The organism is Pseudonocardia autotrophica, assembly GCF_003945385.1.
Classification (GTDB): domain Bacteria; phylum Actinomycetota; class Actinomycetes; order Mycobacteriales; family Pseudonocardiaceae; genus Pseudonocardia; species Pseudonocardia autotrophica.
This window is the reverse complement of sequence record NZ_AP018920.1, coordinates 6,232,933-6,247,700: the sequence shown is the minus strand read 5'-3', so window position 1 is coordinate 6,247,700 and position 14,768 is coordinate 6,232,933. Positions and strand designations below refer to the sequence as shown.

Annotated in this window: 8 protein-coding genes; 7 read left to right on the top strand and 1 reads right to left on the bottom strand. The window is 68.5% G+C overall.

Annotated features, from left to right (window positions below; genetic code table 11):
- Positions 1-196 precede the first annotated feature (196 nt).
- A complete protein-coding gene (rpoB, locus tag Pdca_RS28965; RefSeq protein WP_085912586.1) occupies positions 197-3,694 on the top strand; it encodes a DNA-directed RNA polymerase subunit beta in 3,498 nt (1,165 codons plus the stop codon).
- Positions 3,695-3,754: 60 nt separating this feature from the next.
- Positions 3,755-7,666 carry a DNA-directed RNA polymerase subunit beta' gene (locus Pdca_RS28960; RefSeq protein WP_085912587.1) on the top strand — a complete coding sequence of 1,304 codons (3,912 nt, stop codon included), beginning with the start codon at positions 3,755-3,757 and terminating at the stop codon, positions 7,664-7,666.
- A 382-nt stretch (positions 7,667-8,048) separates the two neighbouring features.
- Here Pdca_RS28960 and Pdca_RS28955 read toward each other — a convergent pair whose 3' ends face one another.
- On the bottom strand, positions 8,049-8,768 hold the full coding sequence (locus Pdca_RS28955; RefSeq protein ID WP_158092133.1) for an alpha/beta hydrolase: 720 nt from the start codon (positions 8,766-8,768) through the stop codon (positions 8,049-8,051).
- 787 nt (positions 8,769-9,555) lie between these two features.
- Between Pdca_RS28955 and rpsL the strand changes: the two genes are divergently transcribed.
- From rpsL to rpsJ, 5 genes are all read left to right on the top strand, one after another.
- Complete coding sequence (rpsL, locus tag Pdca_RS28950; protein WP_010232377.1) at positions 9,556-9,930, top strand: 30S ribosomal protein S12; 375 nt, start codon at positions 9,556-9,558, stop codon at positions 9,928-9,930.
- Positions 9,930-10,400, top strand: coding sequence for a 30S ribosomal protein S7 (rpsG, locus tag Pdca_RS28945; RefSeq protein WP_085912589.1), 471 nt, complete (start codon positions 9,930-9,932; stop codon positions 10,398-10,400). The genes rpsL and rpsG overlap by 1 nt, the downstream gene beginning before the upstream one ends.
- A gap of 48 nt (positions 10,401-10,448) precedes the next feature.
- Positions 10,449-12,551 (top strand): elongation factor G, encoded by a 2,103-nt coding sequence (fusA, locus tag Pdca_RS28940; RefSeq protein ID WP_085912590.1) that lies wholly within the window; start codon positions 10,449-10,451, stop codon positions 12,549-12,551.
- 225 nt (positions 12,552-12,776) lie between these two features.
- Entirely contained in the window at positions 12,777-13,970 is a 1,194-nt protein-coding gene (gene tuf, locus Pdca_RS28935) for an elongation factor Tu (protein ID WP_085912591.1), read from the top strand.
- Positions 13,971-14,446: 476 nt separating this feature from the next.
- Complete coding sequence (rpsJ, locus tag Pdca_RS28930; RefSeq protein ID WP_003938093.1) at positions 14,447-14,752, top strand: 30S ribosomal protein S10; 306 nt, start codon at positions 14,447-14,449, stop codon at positions 14,750-14,752.
- Positions 14,753-14,768: the final 16 nt, after the last annotated feature.

Genomic DNA, 14,768 nt, shown 5'->3' with positions numbered 1-14,768 from the left:
CGACCGCCGGAGAGGGTCCGGCGGAGCGCGTGTTGGGTCGAACCGCGCTCGGCAGTGCCTAGACAACAGACGGCGTGCGACGTGGGCCGGCTGCCGACACCTGGATCCGGGGGAGACCCGATCGGATCGAGGGAGACGGTAGCGCTCGCCACCGGCGTACGCCAGACGAGAAGCGCAGTTCTCGGAAGGACGCATCTTGGCTGTCTCCCGCGCCGCCGCGACCACCTCGACCCTCTCCGCCACGGCGAACCCGAACTACCCCGGCGCACCCACCCGGGTCACCTTCGCGAAGATCGCCGAGCCGCTGGAGGTCCCGGATCTGCTCGACCTGCAGATCCAGTCCTACGAATGGCTGGTGGGCAGCGAGGCCTGGTTCCAGCGCCGGATCGAGGCCGGTGACGAGCTTCCGGTGAGTGGTCTCGAGGAGATCCTCACCGAGATCTCCCCGATCGAGGACTTCTCCGGGTCGATGTCGCTGTCCTTCTCCGACCCGCGCTTCGACGAGGTCAAGGCCTCCGTCGAGGAGTGCCGGGACAAGGACATGACCTACGGTGCCCCGCTGTTCGTCACGGCGGAGTTCACCAACAACACCACCGGTGAGATCAAGTCCCAGACGGTCTTCATGGGCGAGTTCCCGGTGATGACCGACAAGGGCACCTTCATCATCAACGGCACCGAGCGTGTCGTGGTGTCCCAGCTCGTCCGGTCGCCCGGTGTCTACTTCGACCACGCGATCGACAAGACGACCGAGAAGGACGTCTACTCCGTCAAGATCATCCCGAGCCGGGGTGCGTGGCTGGAGTTCGACGTCGACAAGCGGGACACCGTCGGCGTCCGGATCGACCGCAAGCGCCGCCAGCCGGTCACCGTGCTGCTCAAGGCGCTGGGCTGGAGCGCCGAGCAGATCGGCGAGCGCTTCGGGTTCTCCGAGACGATCATGACCACGCTGGAGAAGGACAACACCGCGGGTCAGGACGAGGCGCTGCTCGACATCTACCGCAAGCTGCGCCCCGGCGAGCCGCCGACCCGCGAGTCGGCGCAGGCGCTGCTGGAGAACCTGTTCTTCAAGGACAAGCGCTACGACATGGCCAAGGTCGGGCGGTACAAGGCCAACAAGAAGCTCGGCGTCGGCATCGACAAGTCGATCGGCACGCTGACCGAGGAAGACGTCGCCACGACCATCGAGTACCTCGTCCGGCTGCACGCCGGCGAGACCTCGATGACGATCAACGGCAACGAGATCCCGGTCGAGACCGACGACATCGACCACTTCGGCAACCGGCGCCTGCGCACCGTCGGCGAGCTGATCCAGAACCAGGTGCGGGTCGGGCTCTCCCGGACCGAGCGCGTCGTCCGTGAGCGGATGACCACGCAGGACGTCGAGGCGATCACCCCGCAGACCCTGATCAACACCCGGCCGATCACGGCCGCGATCCGGGAGTTCTTCGGCACCTCGCAGCTGTCGCAGTTCATGGACCAGCACAACCCGCTCGCGGGCCTGACCCACAAGCGCCGCCTGTCGGCGCTCGGCCCGGGTGGTCTGTCCCGTGAGCGTGCCGGCATGGAGGTCCGCGACGTCCACCCGTCGCACTACGGCCGGATGTGCCCGATCGAGACCCCGGAGGGCCCGAACATCGGCCTGATCGGGTCGCTGTCCTCGTTCGCGCGGGTCAACCCGTTCGGGTTCATCGAGACCCCGTACCGCAAGGTCGTCGAGGGTGTCGTCACGACCCAGATCGACTACCTGACGGCCGACGAGGAGGACCGCTTCGTCGTCGCCCAGGCCAACGCCCGGCTCAACGAGGACGGTTCGTTCGCCGAGGACCGGGTGCTGGTCCGCCGCAAGGGCGGCGAGGTCGACCTGATCTCGCCCGCCGGCGTCGACTACATCGACGTCTCGCCGCGCCAGATGGTGTCGGTCGCGACCGCGATGATCCCGTTCCTCGAGCACGACGACGCGAACCGCGCCCTGATGGGTGCGAACATGCAGCGTCAGTCGGTGCCGCTGCTCCGCTCGGAGTCGCCGCTGGTCGGCACGGGCATGGAGCTGCGCGCCGCGGTCGACGCCGGCGACGTGGTCGTCGCCCGGCAGGCCGGTGTGGTCGAGGAGCTGTGCGCCGACTACATCACCGTGATGGACGACGAGGGGCAGCGCGAGACCTACCGCCTCAACAAGTTCCGCCGGTCGAACCAGGGCACCTGCAACAACCAGAAGCCGATCGTCGACGAGGGCGCCCGGGTCGAGGTGGGCCAGGTGCTCGCCGACGGGCCGTGCACCGAGAACGGCGAGATGGCGCTCGGCAAGAACCTGCTGGTCGGGATCATGCCGTGGGAGGGCCACAACTACGAGGACGCGATCATCCTCTCGCAGCGCCTGGTGCAGGACGACGTGCTGACGTCGATCCACATCGAGGAGCACGAGGTCGACGCCCGGGACACCAAGCTGGGCGCCGAGGAGATCACCCGGGACATCCCGAACGTCTCCGAGGACGTGCTCGCCGACCTCGACGAGCGCGGCATCATCCGGATCGGTGCCGAGGTCCAGCCCGGCGACATCCTGGTCGGCAAGGTGACGCCGAAGGGCGAGACCGAGCTGACCCCGGAGGAGCGGCTGCTGCGCGCGATCTTCGGTGAGAAGGCGCGCGAGGTGCGCGACACCTCGCTGAAGGTTCCGCACGGTGAGAACGGCAAGGTCATCGGCATCCGGGTCTTCTCCCGCGACGACGACGACGAGCTGGCCCCCGGCGTGAACGAGCTGGTCCGCGTCTACGTGGCCCAGAAGCGCAAGATCTCCGACGGTGACAAGCTCGCCGGCCGGCACGGCAACAAGGGCGTCATCGGCAAGATCCTCCCGGTGGAGGACATGCCGTTCCTCGAGGACGGCACGCCGCTCGACATCATCCTGAACACGCACGGTGTCCCGCGACGGATGAACATCGGCCAGATCCTGGAGACCCACCTCGGGTGGATCGCCAAGACCGGCTGGGAGATCGACGGCACGCCCGAGTGGGCTTCCCGGATGCCGGAGGAGCTGTACTCGGTGCCGGCCGACACGAAGACCGCGACCCCGGTCTTCGACGGTGCCCGCGAGAACGAGATCACCGGCCTGCTGGGCAGCACGCTGCCCAACCGGGACGGTGAGCGGATGGTCGGTTCGGACGGCAAGGCGAACCTGCTGGACGGGCGCTCCGGTGAGCCGTACCCGTTCCCGGTCGCGGTCGGCTACATGTACATCCTGAAGCTGGCCCACCTGGTGGACGACAAGATCCACGCCCGGTCGACCGGGCCGTACTCGATGATCACCCAGCAGCCGCTGGGCGGTAAGGCGCAGTTCGGTGGCCAGCGCTTCGGTGAGATGGAGTGCTGGGCGATGCAGGCGTACGGCGCCGCATACACCCTGCAGGAGCTGCTGACGATCAAGTCCGACGACGTGGTGGGCCGGGTCAAGGTCTACGAGGCGATCGTCAAGGGCGAGAACATCCCGGAGCCGGGGATCCCCGAGTCGTTCAAGGTGCTGCTGAAGGAACTTCAGTCGCTCTGCCTGAACGTCGAGGTGCTCTCCAGCGACGGAGCGGCGATCGAGATGCGGGACGCCGACGACGAAGACCTCGAGCGCGCAGCGGCGAACCTGGGCATCAACCTGTCCAGCCGCCCCGGCTCGGAGTCGATGACCGTCGACGACGTCGTCAACTGACCCTGCCGCTGTAGACACTGTCCGACTAGCTAGCTATTAGCGAAGAAACAGAGGACATACGTGCTCGACGTCAACTTCTTCGACGAACTGCGTATCGGCCTGGCCACCGCCGAAGGCATCCGCCAGTGGTCGCACGGCGAGGTCAAGAAGCCGGAGACCATCAACTACCGCACCCTGAAGCCGGAGAAGGACGGGCTCTTCTGCGAGAAGATCTTCGGTCCGACCCGGGACTGGGAGTGCTACTGCGGTAAGTACAAGCGCGTCCGGTTCAAGGGCATCATCTGCGAGCGCTGCGGCGTCGAGGTGACCCGCGCCAAGGTTCGTCGTGAGCGGATGGGCCACATCGAGCTGGCCGCCCCGGTTACGCACATCTGGTACTTCAAGGGCGTCCCGAGCCGGCTGGGCTACCTGCTCGACCTGGCTCCCAAGGACCTCGAGAAGATCATCTACTTCGCGGCCTACGTGATCACCTCGGTGAACACCGAGCTGCGGCACAACGACATGTCCACGCTCGAGAACGAGATGAGCGTGGAGCGCCGGCGGATCGAGCAGACCCGCGACGCCGACCTGGAGGCACGGGCCCAGAAGCTCGAGGCCGACATCGCCGAGCTCGAGGCCGAGGGCGCCAAGGGCGACGTGCGACGCAAGGTCAAGGACGGTGGCGAGCGGGAGATGCGCCAGCTCCGCGACCGCGCCCAGCGTGAGCTGGACCGGCTCGAGGAGATCTGGAGCAGCTTCACCAAGCTGGACGTCCAGCAGCTCATCGCGGACGAGTCGATCTACCGCGAGCTGTACGACCGCTACGGCGACTACTTCACCGGCGCCATGGGCGCCGAGGCGATCCAGACGCTGCTGAAGAACTTCGACATCCCGGCCGAGGCCGAGAAGCTGCGCGAGATCATCCGGTCCGGCAAGGGCCAGAAGAAGCTGCGTGCGCTCAAGCGGCTCAAGGTCGTCGCGGCGTTCCAGACCACCGGCAACTCGCCGATGGGCATGGTGCTCGACTGCGTGCCGGTCATCCCGCCGGACCTGCGCCCGATGGTGCAGCTCGACGGTGGCCGGTTCGCGACCTCGGACCTGAACGACCTGTACCGCCGGGTCATCAACCGGAACAACCGCCTCAAGCGACTGATCGACCTCGGCGCGCCCGAGATCATCGTCAACAACGAGAAGCGGATGCTGCAGGAGGCCGTCGACGCGCTGTTCGACAACGGCCGCCGCGGCCGGCCGGTGACCGGGCCGGGCAACCGCCCGCTCAAGTCGCTGTCCGACCTGCTCAAGGGCAAGCAGGGCCGGTTCCGCCAGAACCTGCTCGGCAAGCGCGTCGACTACTCCGGCCGTTCGGTCATCGTCGTCGGCCCGCAGCTGAAGCTGCACCAGTGCGGTCTGCCCAAGCAGATGGCGCTGGAGCTGTTCAAGCCGTTCGTGATGAAGCGGCTGGTGGACCTCAACCACGCGCAGAACATCAAGTCCGCCAAGCGGATGGTCGAGCGCGGCCGCTCGCAGGTGTGGGACGTCCTCGAAGAGGTCATCTCCGAGCACCCGGTGCTGCTGAACCGGGCGCCCACGCTGCACCGCCTCGGCATCCAGGCCTTCGAGCCGCAGCTGGTGGAGGGCAAGGCCATCCAGCTGCACCCGCTGGTCTGCGAGGCGTTCAACGCGGACTTCGACGGTGACCAGATGGCGGTGCACCTGCCGCTGTCGGCCGAGGCACAGTCCGAGGCCCGCGTGCTGATGCTGTCGTCGAACAACATCCTGTCCCCGGCGTCCGGCCGCCCGCTGGCGATGCCGCGTCTGGACATGGTGACGGGTCTGTTCCACCTGACCCGCCAGCGCGACGACGCGCAGGGTGCCGGCAAGCACTACGGCTCGTCGGCCGAGGCGATCATGGCCTACGACCGCAAGGTGCTCCACCTCCAGGCGCCGATCAAGATCCGGCTCCCGCAGGTGGCGCCGACGGCGGGTGTCGCTGCCGAGGCGGTCACCGAGGACGGTGTCTGGACGGCCGACACGACGCTGGGCCGGGTGCTGTTCAACGAGCTCCTGCCCGCGGACTACCCGTACGTCAACGAGCCGCTGCCCAAGAAGCGCCAGGCCGCGATCATCAACGACCTGGCCGAGCGCTACTCGATGACCGAGGTCGCGCAGGTCCTGGACCGGCTGAAGGACGCGGGCTTCTTCTGGGCGACCCGCTCCGGCGTCACCCTCGCCATCGACGACGTCGTGGTTCCCCCGCGCAAGCAGGAGATCCTCGACTCGTACGAGACGAAGGCCGACCAGATCAACAAGCGCTACCAGCGCGGTGCCCTGTCGCACCAGGAGCGCAACGACGAGATGGTCAAGATCTGGTCGCAGGCCTCGGAAGAGGTCGCGCGGGCGATGGAGGAGAACTTCCCCCAGGACAACCCGATCCCGACGATCGTGCAGTCCGGTGCCGCGGGCAACATGGCCCAGGTCCGCCAGCTGGCGGGCATGAAGGGCCTGGTGGCGAACCCCAAGGGTGAGTACATCCCGCGGCCGATCAAGTCGAACTTCCGCGAGGGCCTGTCCGTGCTGGAGTACTTCATCTCCACGCACGGCACCCGGAAGGGTCTGGCGGACACCGCGCTGCGGACCGCCGACTCGGGTTACCTGACCCGTCGTCTGGTCGACGTGTCGCAGGACGTCATCGTCCGCGAGGTCGACTGCGGCACCGAGCGCGCCATCCCGATGGCGGTCACCGAGGAGACCAGCGACGGGCGGCTCATCCCGCACCGTTACCTGCGCACCTCGGTGTACGCCCGTACCTCCGGCGAGGAGGTCACCGCGCCCGACGGCACGGTCATCGTCCGCAAGGGCGACGACCTCGGTGACCCGGCGCTGGACGCGCTGGTCGAGGCCGGCGTGAAGACGGTCCGGGTGCGGTCCGCGCTGACCTGCGCGTCGGCCACCGGCATCTGCGGCCGTTGCTACGGCCGCTCGATGGCGACCGGCAAGCTGGTCGACGTCGGCGAGGCCGTCGGCATCGTCGCCGCGCAGTCCATCGGTGAGCCGGGCACGCAGCTGACGATGCGTACCTTCCACATCGGTGGTGTGGCCGGTGACGACATCACGACCGGTCTGCCGCGTGTCACCGAGCTGTTCGAGGCCCGGGTCCCGCGCGGTAAGGCGCCGATCGCCGACGTCGACGGCCGCATCCGCATCGAGGACGGCGACCGCTTCTGGAAGATCACGCTGATCCCGGACGACGGCAGCGAGGAGATCGTCTACGAGAAGCTGTCCAAGCGGCAGTGGCTCGGGATGACCTCGGTCGACGGTGCCGAGCGGCCGCTGGCCGACGGCGACCACGTCACGGTCGGTCAGCTGCTCCTCGAGGGCACGGCGGACCCGCACGAGGTGCTGCGTGTCATGGGCCCGCGTGAGGTGCAGCTGCACCTGGTGCGTGAGGTGCAGAAGGTGTACCGCACGCAGAGCGTGGACATCCATGACAAGCACATCGAGGTCATCGTCCGGCAGATGCTGCGCCGGGTGACGATCATCGACTCCGGTGCGACCGAGTTCCTGCCCGGCGCGCTCGCCGAGCGGGGCGAGTTCGAGTCGGAGAACCGGCGCGTGGTGGCCGAGGGCAACGAGCCGGCCTCCGGCCGTCCGGTGCTCATGGGGATCACCAAGGCGTCGCTGGCGACGGAGTCGTGGCTGTCCGCGGCGTCGTTCCAGGAGACGACCCGGATCCTCACCGATGCCGCGATCAACGGAAAGCGCGACAAGCTCGTCGGGCTCAAGGAGAACGTGATCATCGGAAAGCTGATCCCGGCGGGTACCGGCATCAACCGGTACCGCAACATCCAGGTCCAGCCCACGGAGGAGGCCCGCGCGGCCGCCTACGCGCTGCCGAGCTACGACGACGGCTTCTACAGCCCCGACGTGTTCGGCACGGGCACCGGTGCCGCGGTGCCGCTGGACGACTACGACTTCGGGCGCGACTACCGCTAGGTGATCGCACGCCCCGGGCCCGCGACGGCGGACCCGGGGCACCGGAGAGGTCCCGGACGGGGCCGGACACCGCTCTCCCGTGGTGGTGTCCGGCCCCGTTCGTGCGTCCGGGCCCGGCTCGGCCGCCGCAGCCGGCACCCGCCCCGCACATCCCTTTGCCCCGCCGCACACCCTCTGCAACAGGTGTGCGGCGGGGCGAGAGGATGTGCGGCCGGGCGAAGGGATGTGCGGTGCGGGGCCCGAACCGCCGAGCGGACCGCTCGGCCTGCGGGCGCCCGGGCACGGGCGGGACAGCCCGGCTCGGCGCAGCGCTGTGCGGCCTGACTCGGCGCTGCGCCGTGTGGCGTAGCACCGTGCGGCGCGGGGAGGGCGCCGTGGTCGGTCAGCGGGAGCAGTCGGCGCGCAGCGCGAGGCCGAGGGTGCGCAGCGCCTCGTCGGCTTCGGCGAGCAGCCCGGCGAGCACTGGGAAGGCGTGCCACATCCCGTCCACCCTGGAGTAGCCGACCGGGGTGCCCGCGGCCCGCGCCCGCTCGACGAGGGTGTCGGAGTCGTCCACCAGGATCTCGTCGGCGCCCGCCACGACGTGCAGCGGCGGGAGTCCGGCCAGATCGGCGTCCAGCGGGCGGAGCTCGGGTGCGCCGGTGTGCCTGCCCGCGTAGTCCGAGGCCGCCGAGGGCAGCCAGCCCGGATCGAGCATCGCGTCGGTCGGGGCGTTGCGCGACATCGCGTCCGCGGTGCAGGTCAGGTCGAGCCACGGGGAGATCAGCCCCAGTGCACCGGGCAGCTCCTCGCCGTCGGCGCGCAACCGCAGCAGCAGCGCCATCGCGAGGCCACCACCCGCGGAGTCACCGGCGACCGCGATGCGTTCGGCCGGGTGCCCGGCGGCGCGCAGCGCATGCCAGACGGCCAGCGCGTCGTCCAGGGCGGCCGGGAACGGGTGCTCCGGCGCGAGCCGGTACGCGGGCACGTGCACCGGAGTCCCGGTCGCGCGGGCCAGGCCGGCGACCAGCGGCCGGTGCGAGACGGCCGAACCGACGAGATAGCCGCCCCCGTGCAGGTAGATCACCCGGTGCGGGCCGAACGCGCCGGCCGGCGCGACCACCTCGGTGGGGACCCCGCCGAGTTCGCCGTGCGCGCGACGGGTGCCGCGGGGGAGCGGGATCGACGCACCGACGAGGTCGAGACCGCGGCGGCGGAGGCCAACGGGTAGAGTGGGCGACAGGAGCGGCGCGACGAGCGCACGCGTGGCGAATCGGTTGACAGCCGTCGGCAGGTGCATACCGGACGGTAACCGGAATCGCGGGCTGCCGAGAGGTTGCCCGCATCCGGTGCGGCACACCGATCGCCCATCTCCGACCCGGACGCGCTGAGCGGCCGACGGTCTGCGACGAGCGGGTGAGTCCGCTTGCCAGCGGCCGTCGTCTACGGCATGGTCCGGGTCAGCAGGTCTCCTCCGGAGCTCATCTCCGGTGGATCAGAGGTCTTCCGAAGCCCCCGGAGGACCCGGAGCGGAGTCCGAGAGGGACCCGCTTTGACCGCCTCCAAGAGGGCCGAGTACCCTCATGTCTTGCGCTCGGCTCCGGTCGAGCGAGTCCGCGTGCCCCGTGGCGTACAGGTCCGAGCGGTTACATCCCGGCCGGACCGGCACTGCGTCCCGGTGACGGGCACGGTGGACGTCCCGACAGCCTCCGCGGGGCCTTTCCGGCTCCGAGCGTGCCCGGGGCGACACGCCCGACCTCGGGGATCGGAGCGACGGGCGGCCCGCGAGCAGCGACTCGCCGAGGCCGCTCCGGCGCCCGCCTCCCGCGGCACCGGCAGGGCAGCAGTGCGAACACAGAACAGCGACGAGCGAGACAGTCGAGCCACCGACGGGAAGAAGTAGACGGTTCATGCCCACGATCCAGCAGCTGGTCCGAAAGGGCCGTGAGGACAAGGTCGCGAAGACCAAGACGGCCGCGCTGAAGGGGAGCCCCCAGCGCCGCGGCGTCTGCACGCGCGTCTACACGACCACGCCGAAGAAGCCGAACTCCGCGCTGCGCAAGGTCGCCCGCGTGCGCCTGTCGAGCGGCATCGAGGTCACCGCCTACATCCCCGGTGAGGGCCACAACCTGCAGGAGCACTCGATCGTGCTGGTGCGCGGCGGGCGAGTGAAGGACCTCCCGGGTGTGCGTTACAAGGTGATCCGCGGATCGCTGGACACCCAGGGCGTCAAGAACCGCAAGCAGTCCCGCAGCCGCTACGGCGCGAAGAAGGAGAAGAGCTGATGCCCCGCAAGGGCCCCGCCCCGAAGCGTCCGCTGGTCTCGGACCCGGTCTACGGCTCGCCGCTGGTCACCCAGCTGGTGAACAAGGTGCTCAAGGACGGCAAGCGTTCGCTGGCCGAGCGCATCGTCTACGCCGCCCTCGAGGGCACCCGTGACAAGACCGGCACCGACCCGGTCGTCACGCTGAAGCGCGCTCTGGACAACGTGAAGCCGGCCCTCGAGGTCCGCAGCCGCCGTGTCGGTGGCGCGACCTATCAGGTCCCCGTCGAGGTCCGTGCCGTCCGGCAGACCACGCTGGGCCTGCGCTGGCTGGTCACCTACTCCGGCCAGCGCCGCGAGAAGACCATGATCGAGCGCCTCATGAACGAGCTGCTCGACGCGAGCAACGGCCTCGGTGCGAGCGTCAAGCGGCGCGAGGACATGCACAAGATGGCGGAGTCGAACCGGGCCTTCGCCCACTACCGCTGGTGACCGGCGAGGCGTCGGGCGCCAACTCGCGATCGAGGGAGAGCTGAGCTAGTGGCAGCACAGGATGTGCTGACGGACCTCACGAAGGTCCGCAACATCGGCATCATGGCCCACATCGACGCCGGTAAGACCACCACCACCGAGCGGATCCTGTATTACACCGGGATCAACTACAAGCTCGGTGAGGTGCACGACGGCGCCGCCACCATGGACTGGATGGAGGAGGAGCAGAAGCGCGGCATCACGATCACGTCGGCCGCGACGACCTGCTTCTGGAACAACCACCAGATCAACATCATCGACACCCCCGGGCACGTCGACTTCACCGTCGAGGTGGAGCGGTCCCTGCGGGTGCTCGACGGCGCCGTCGCGGTCTTCGACGGCAAGGAGGGCGTCGAGCCCCAGTCCGAGCAGGTCTGGCGCCAGGCGACCAAGTACGACGTCCCCCGCATCTGCTTCGTCAACAAGATGGACAAGCTGGGCGCGGACTTCTACTTCACCGTCCGCACCATCAAGGATCGGCTGAACGCGACCCCGCTGCCGCTGCAGATCCCGATCGGGTCGGAGCACGAGTTCATCGGTGTCGTCGACCTGGTCGAGATGCGCGCGCTCACGTGGCGTGGCGAGGTCGCCAAGGGCGAGGACTACGCGGTCGAGGAGATCCCGGCCGACCTGCAGGAGCGTGCGAACGAGTACCGCACGATGCTGGTCGAGGCCGTCGCCGAGACCGATGACGAGCTCATGGAGCTCTACCTCGGCGGCGAGGAGCTGACCACCGAGCAGATCAAGACCGGGATCCGCGCGCTGGTGACCAACCGCGCCGCGTACCCGGTGCTGTGCGGCTCGGCGTTCAAGAACAAGGGTGTCCAGCCGATGCTGGACGCGGTCATCGACTACCTGCCGTCGCCGTACGACGTGCCGCCGGTCGAGGGCTTCCTCACCGACGGTGAGACCCCGGCGAGCCGCAAGCCGTCGAAGGACGAGCCGTTCGCGGCGCTCGCGTTCAAGATCGCCGCGCACCCGTTCTTCGGCAAGCTGACCTACGTCCGGGTGTACTCGGGCCGGGTCGCGTCCGGCGCGCAGATCATCAACTCGACCAAGGACCGTAAGGAGCGCATCGGGAAGCTGTTCCAGATGCACTCCAACAAGGAGAACCCGGTCGACGAGGCCATCGCCGGCCACATCTACGCGGTGATCGGTCTGAAGGACACGACGACGGGCGACACGCTCTGCGACCCGCAGAACCCGATCGTCCTCGAGTCGATGACCTTCCCGGACCCGGTCATCCAGGTGGCCGTCGAGCCGAAGTCCAAGGCCGACCAGGAGAAGCTCTCCCTGGCGATCCAGAAGCTGGCCGAGGAGGACCCGACGTTCCAGGTCTCCCTGGACGACGAGACCGGCCAGACGATCATCGCCGGTATGGGCGAGCTGCACCTCGAGGTGCTGGTCAACCGGATGAAGTCCGACTTCAAGGTCGAGGCGAACATCGGTAAGCCGCAGGTCGCCTACCGGGAGACCATCCGGCAGGCGGTCTCGAAGTACGAGTACACGCACAAGAAGCAGACCGGTGGTTCGGGCCAGTTCGCCCGCGTCATCATCAGCGTCGAGCCGCTCACCGGCGGCGACGGTGCGCTGTACGAGTTCGAGAACAAGGTCACCGGTGGTCGCATCCCGCGGGAGTACATCCCGTCGGTCGACCAGGGTGTCCAGGACGCCATGCAGTACGGCATCCAGGCCGGCTACCCGGTGGTCGGTGTGAAGCTGACGCTGCTGGACGGGCAGTACCACGAGGTCGACTCCTCGGAGATGGCCTTCAAGGTCGCCGGTTCGATGGCGTTCAAGGAGGCGGCCCGCAAGGCGAGCCCCGCGATCCTCGAGCCGATGATGGCCGTCGAGGTGATGACGCCCGAGGACTACATGGGTGACGTCATCGGCGACCTCAACTCCCGCCGCGGCCAGATCCAGGCCATGGAGGAGCGGGCCGGTGCCCGAGTCGTGAAGGCGACCGTGCCGCTGTCCGAGATGTTCGGCTACGTCGGCGACCTGCGGTCGCGGACCCAGGGCCGGGCGAACTACACGATGGTCTTCGACTCCTACGCGGAGGTGCCGCAGAACGTGGCGAAGGAGATCATCGCGAAGGCGACGGGCGAGTAAGCATCGCAGTGAGCGCCAGCGAGCGAGGAGCGGAGCGACGCCGGAGCCGAGCAGTCGGTACTGCGAAGGCGACGGGCGAGTAGAAGCTCCCCCCGGGAGGGCTCCGGCCCGACCTGCTCGTAGGGGGCGGGCCGCGGATCGGTAAGGTCCGCGGCCCGCACCCCACACACACCAGACCTGCCGTCAGCTCGGCGGAGAACAAAGACAGTCCAGGAGGACCCAGCAGTGGCGAAGGCGAAGTTCGAGCGGACCAAGCCGCACGTCAACATCGGCACCATCGGTCACATCGACCACGGCAAGACCACGCTGACGGCGGCCATCACCAAGGTTCTGCACGACAAGTACCCGAACCTCAACGAGGCTTCGGCGTTCGACATGATCGACAAGGCGCCGGAAGAGCGCCAGCGCGGTATCACGATCTCGATCGCGCACGTCGAGTACCAGACCGAGAAGCGGCACTACGCGCACGTCGACTGCCCCGGGCACGCCGACTACGTGAAGAACATGATCACCGGTGCCGCCCAGATGGACGGCGCGATCCTGGTGGTCGCCGCGACCGACGGCCCGATGCCCCAGACCCGCGAGCACGTGCTGCTCGCGCGTCAGGTCGGCGTGCCGTACATCGTCGTCGCCCTGAACAAGGCCGACATGGTCGACGACGAGGAGATCATGGAGCTCGTCGAGATGGAGGTCCGTGAGCTGCTGTCGGCTCAGGACTACCCGGGCGACGACCTCCCGATCGTCCGCGTCTCGGCGCTGAAGGCGCTCGAGGGCGACGCGACCTGGGGCGAGGCCATCGTCCAGCTGATGGACGCGGTCGACGAGGCCATCCCGGAGCCCGAGCGGGACATCGAGAAGCCGTTCCTCATGCCGGTCGAGGACGTCTTCACGATCACCGGTCGCGGCACCGTCGTCACCGGCCGCATCGAGCGCGGCATCGTGAAGGTGAACGAGACCGTCGACATCGTCGGCATCCGCCCGAACAAGACCACCACCACGGTCACCGGTGTCGAGATGTTCCGCAAGATCCTCGACGAGGGGCGTGCCGGCGAGAACGTCGGTCTGCTCCTGCGCGGCATCAAGCGGGACGACGTCGAGCGCGGCCAGGTCGTCGTGAAGCCGGGTTCGATCACCCCGCACACCGAGTTCGAGGGCCAGGTCTACATCCTGGGCAAGGACGAGGGCGGCCGTCACACCCCGTTCTTCAACAACTACCGTCCGCAGTTCTACTTCCGGACGACCGACGTGACCGGTGTGGTGACCCTCCCGCAGGGCACCGAGATGGTCATGCCGGGTGACAACACCACCATGAGCGTTCAGCTGATCCAGCCGATCGCCATGGAGGAGGGCCTGCAGTTCGCCATCCGTGAGGGTGGCCGGACCGTGGGTGCCGGACAGGTCACCAAGATCAACTCCTGAGGTGGCGGGGCGGCCGGTCGGCTCGATCCGGCCGGCCGCCCCGTAACCACCCCCCCCGTAGAGGGAGCTGCACGACCGTGTGGCATCCTTGACGGGTTGCACGATGAGCATGGCGCGCGGAAGCGCCACCCCTGTTCCCGGACCTCCGGTAGTTCAGGAGTTGCGCACCACGCGCCATGTTCGTTGTGAGCCCCGGCCGCGAGGCCGGGATAACCGAGCGACATGCCCGCCCCAAGGGGGTGGGACGCGGTGACCCGGGCACGACCATGGGGATCGAGCGCGACACGCCCGACCTCGTGGACCGGAGAGCCCCGGCAGGAGACCAGTTCCGGATACCGGAACTCCTCCAGGCCGACAGACCTGAACAGAGCACGGGCCGCAGGCGGCCGCAGACGGTGGAGCTCGCGCCGTGCTGTCTCGATCGGGGCCGACACCGCGCAACCCCCGCGGCAGGAAGAAGAGGACGACCGACGACCATGGCGGGACAGAAGATCCGCATCAGGCTCAAGGCCTATGACCACGAGGCAATCGACGCGTCTGCTCGCAAGATCGTGGAGACGGTGACGCGTACCGGTGCCCGGGTCGTCGGCCCCGTGCCGCTGCCGACCGAGAAGAACGTGTACTGCGTGATCCGCTCACCGCACAAGTACAAGGACTCGCGGGAGCACTTCGAGATGCGCACGCACAAGCGGCTGATCGACATCCTCGACCCGACGCCGAAGACCGTCGACGCGCTCATGCGCATCGACCTCCCGGCGAGCGTCGACGTCAACATCCAGTAGGCGTGGGGGCGAAGAC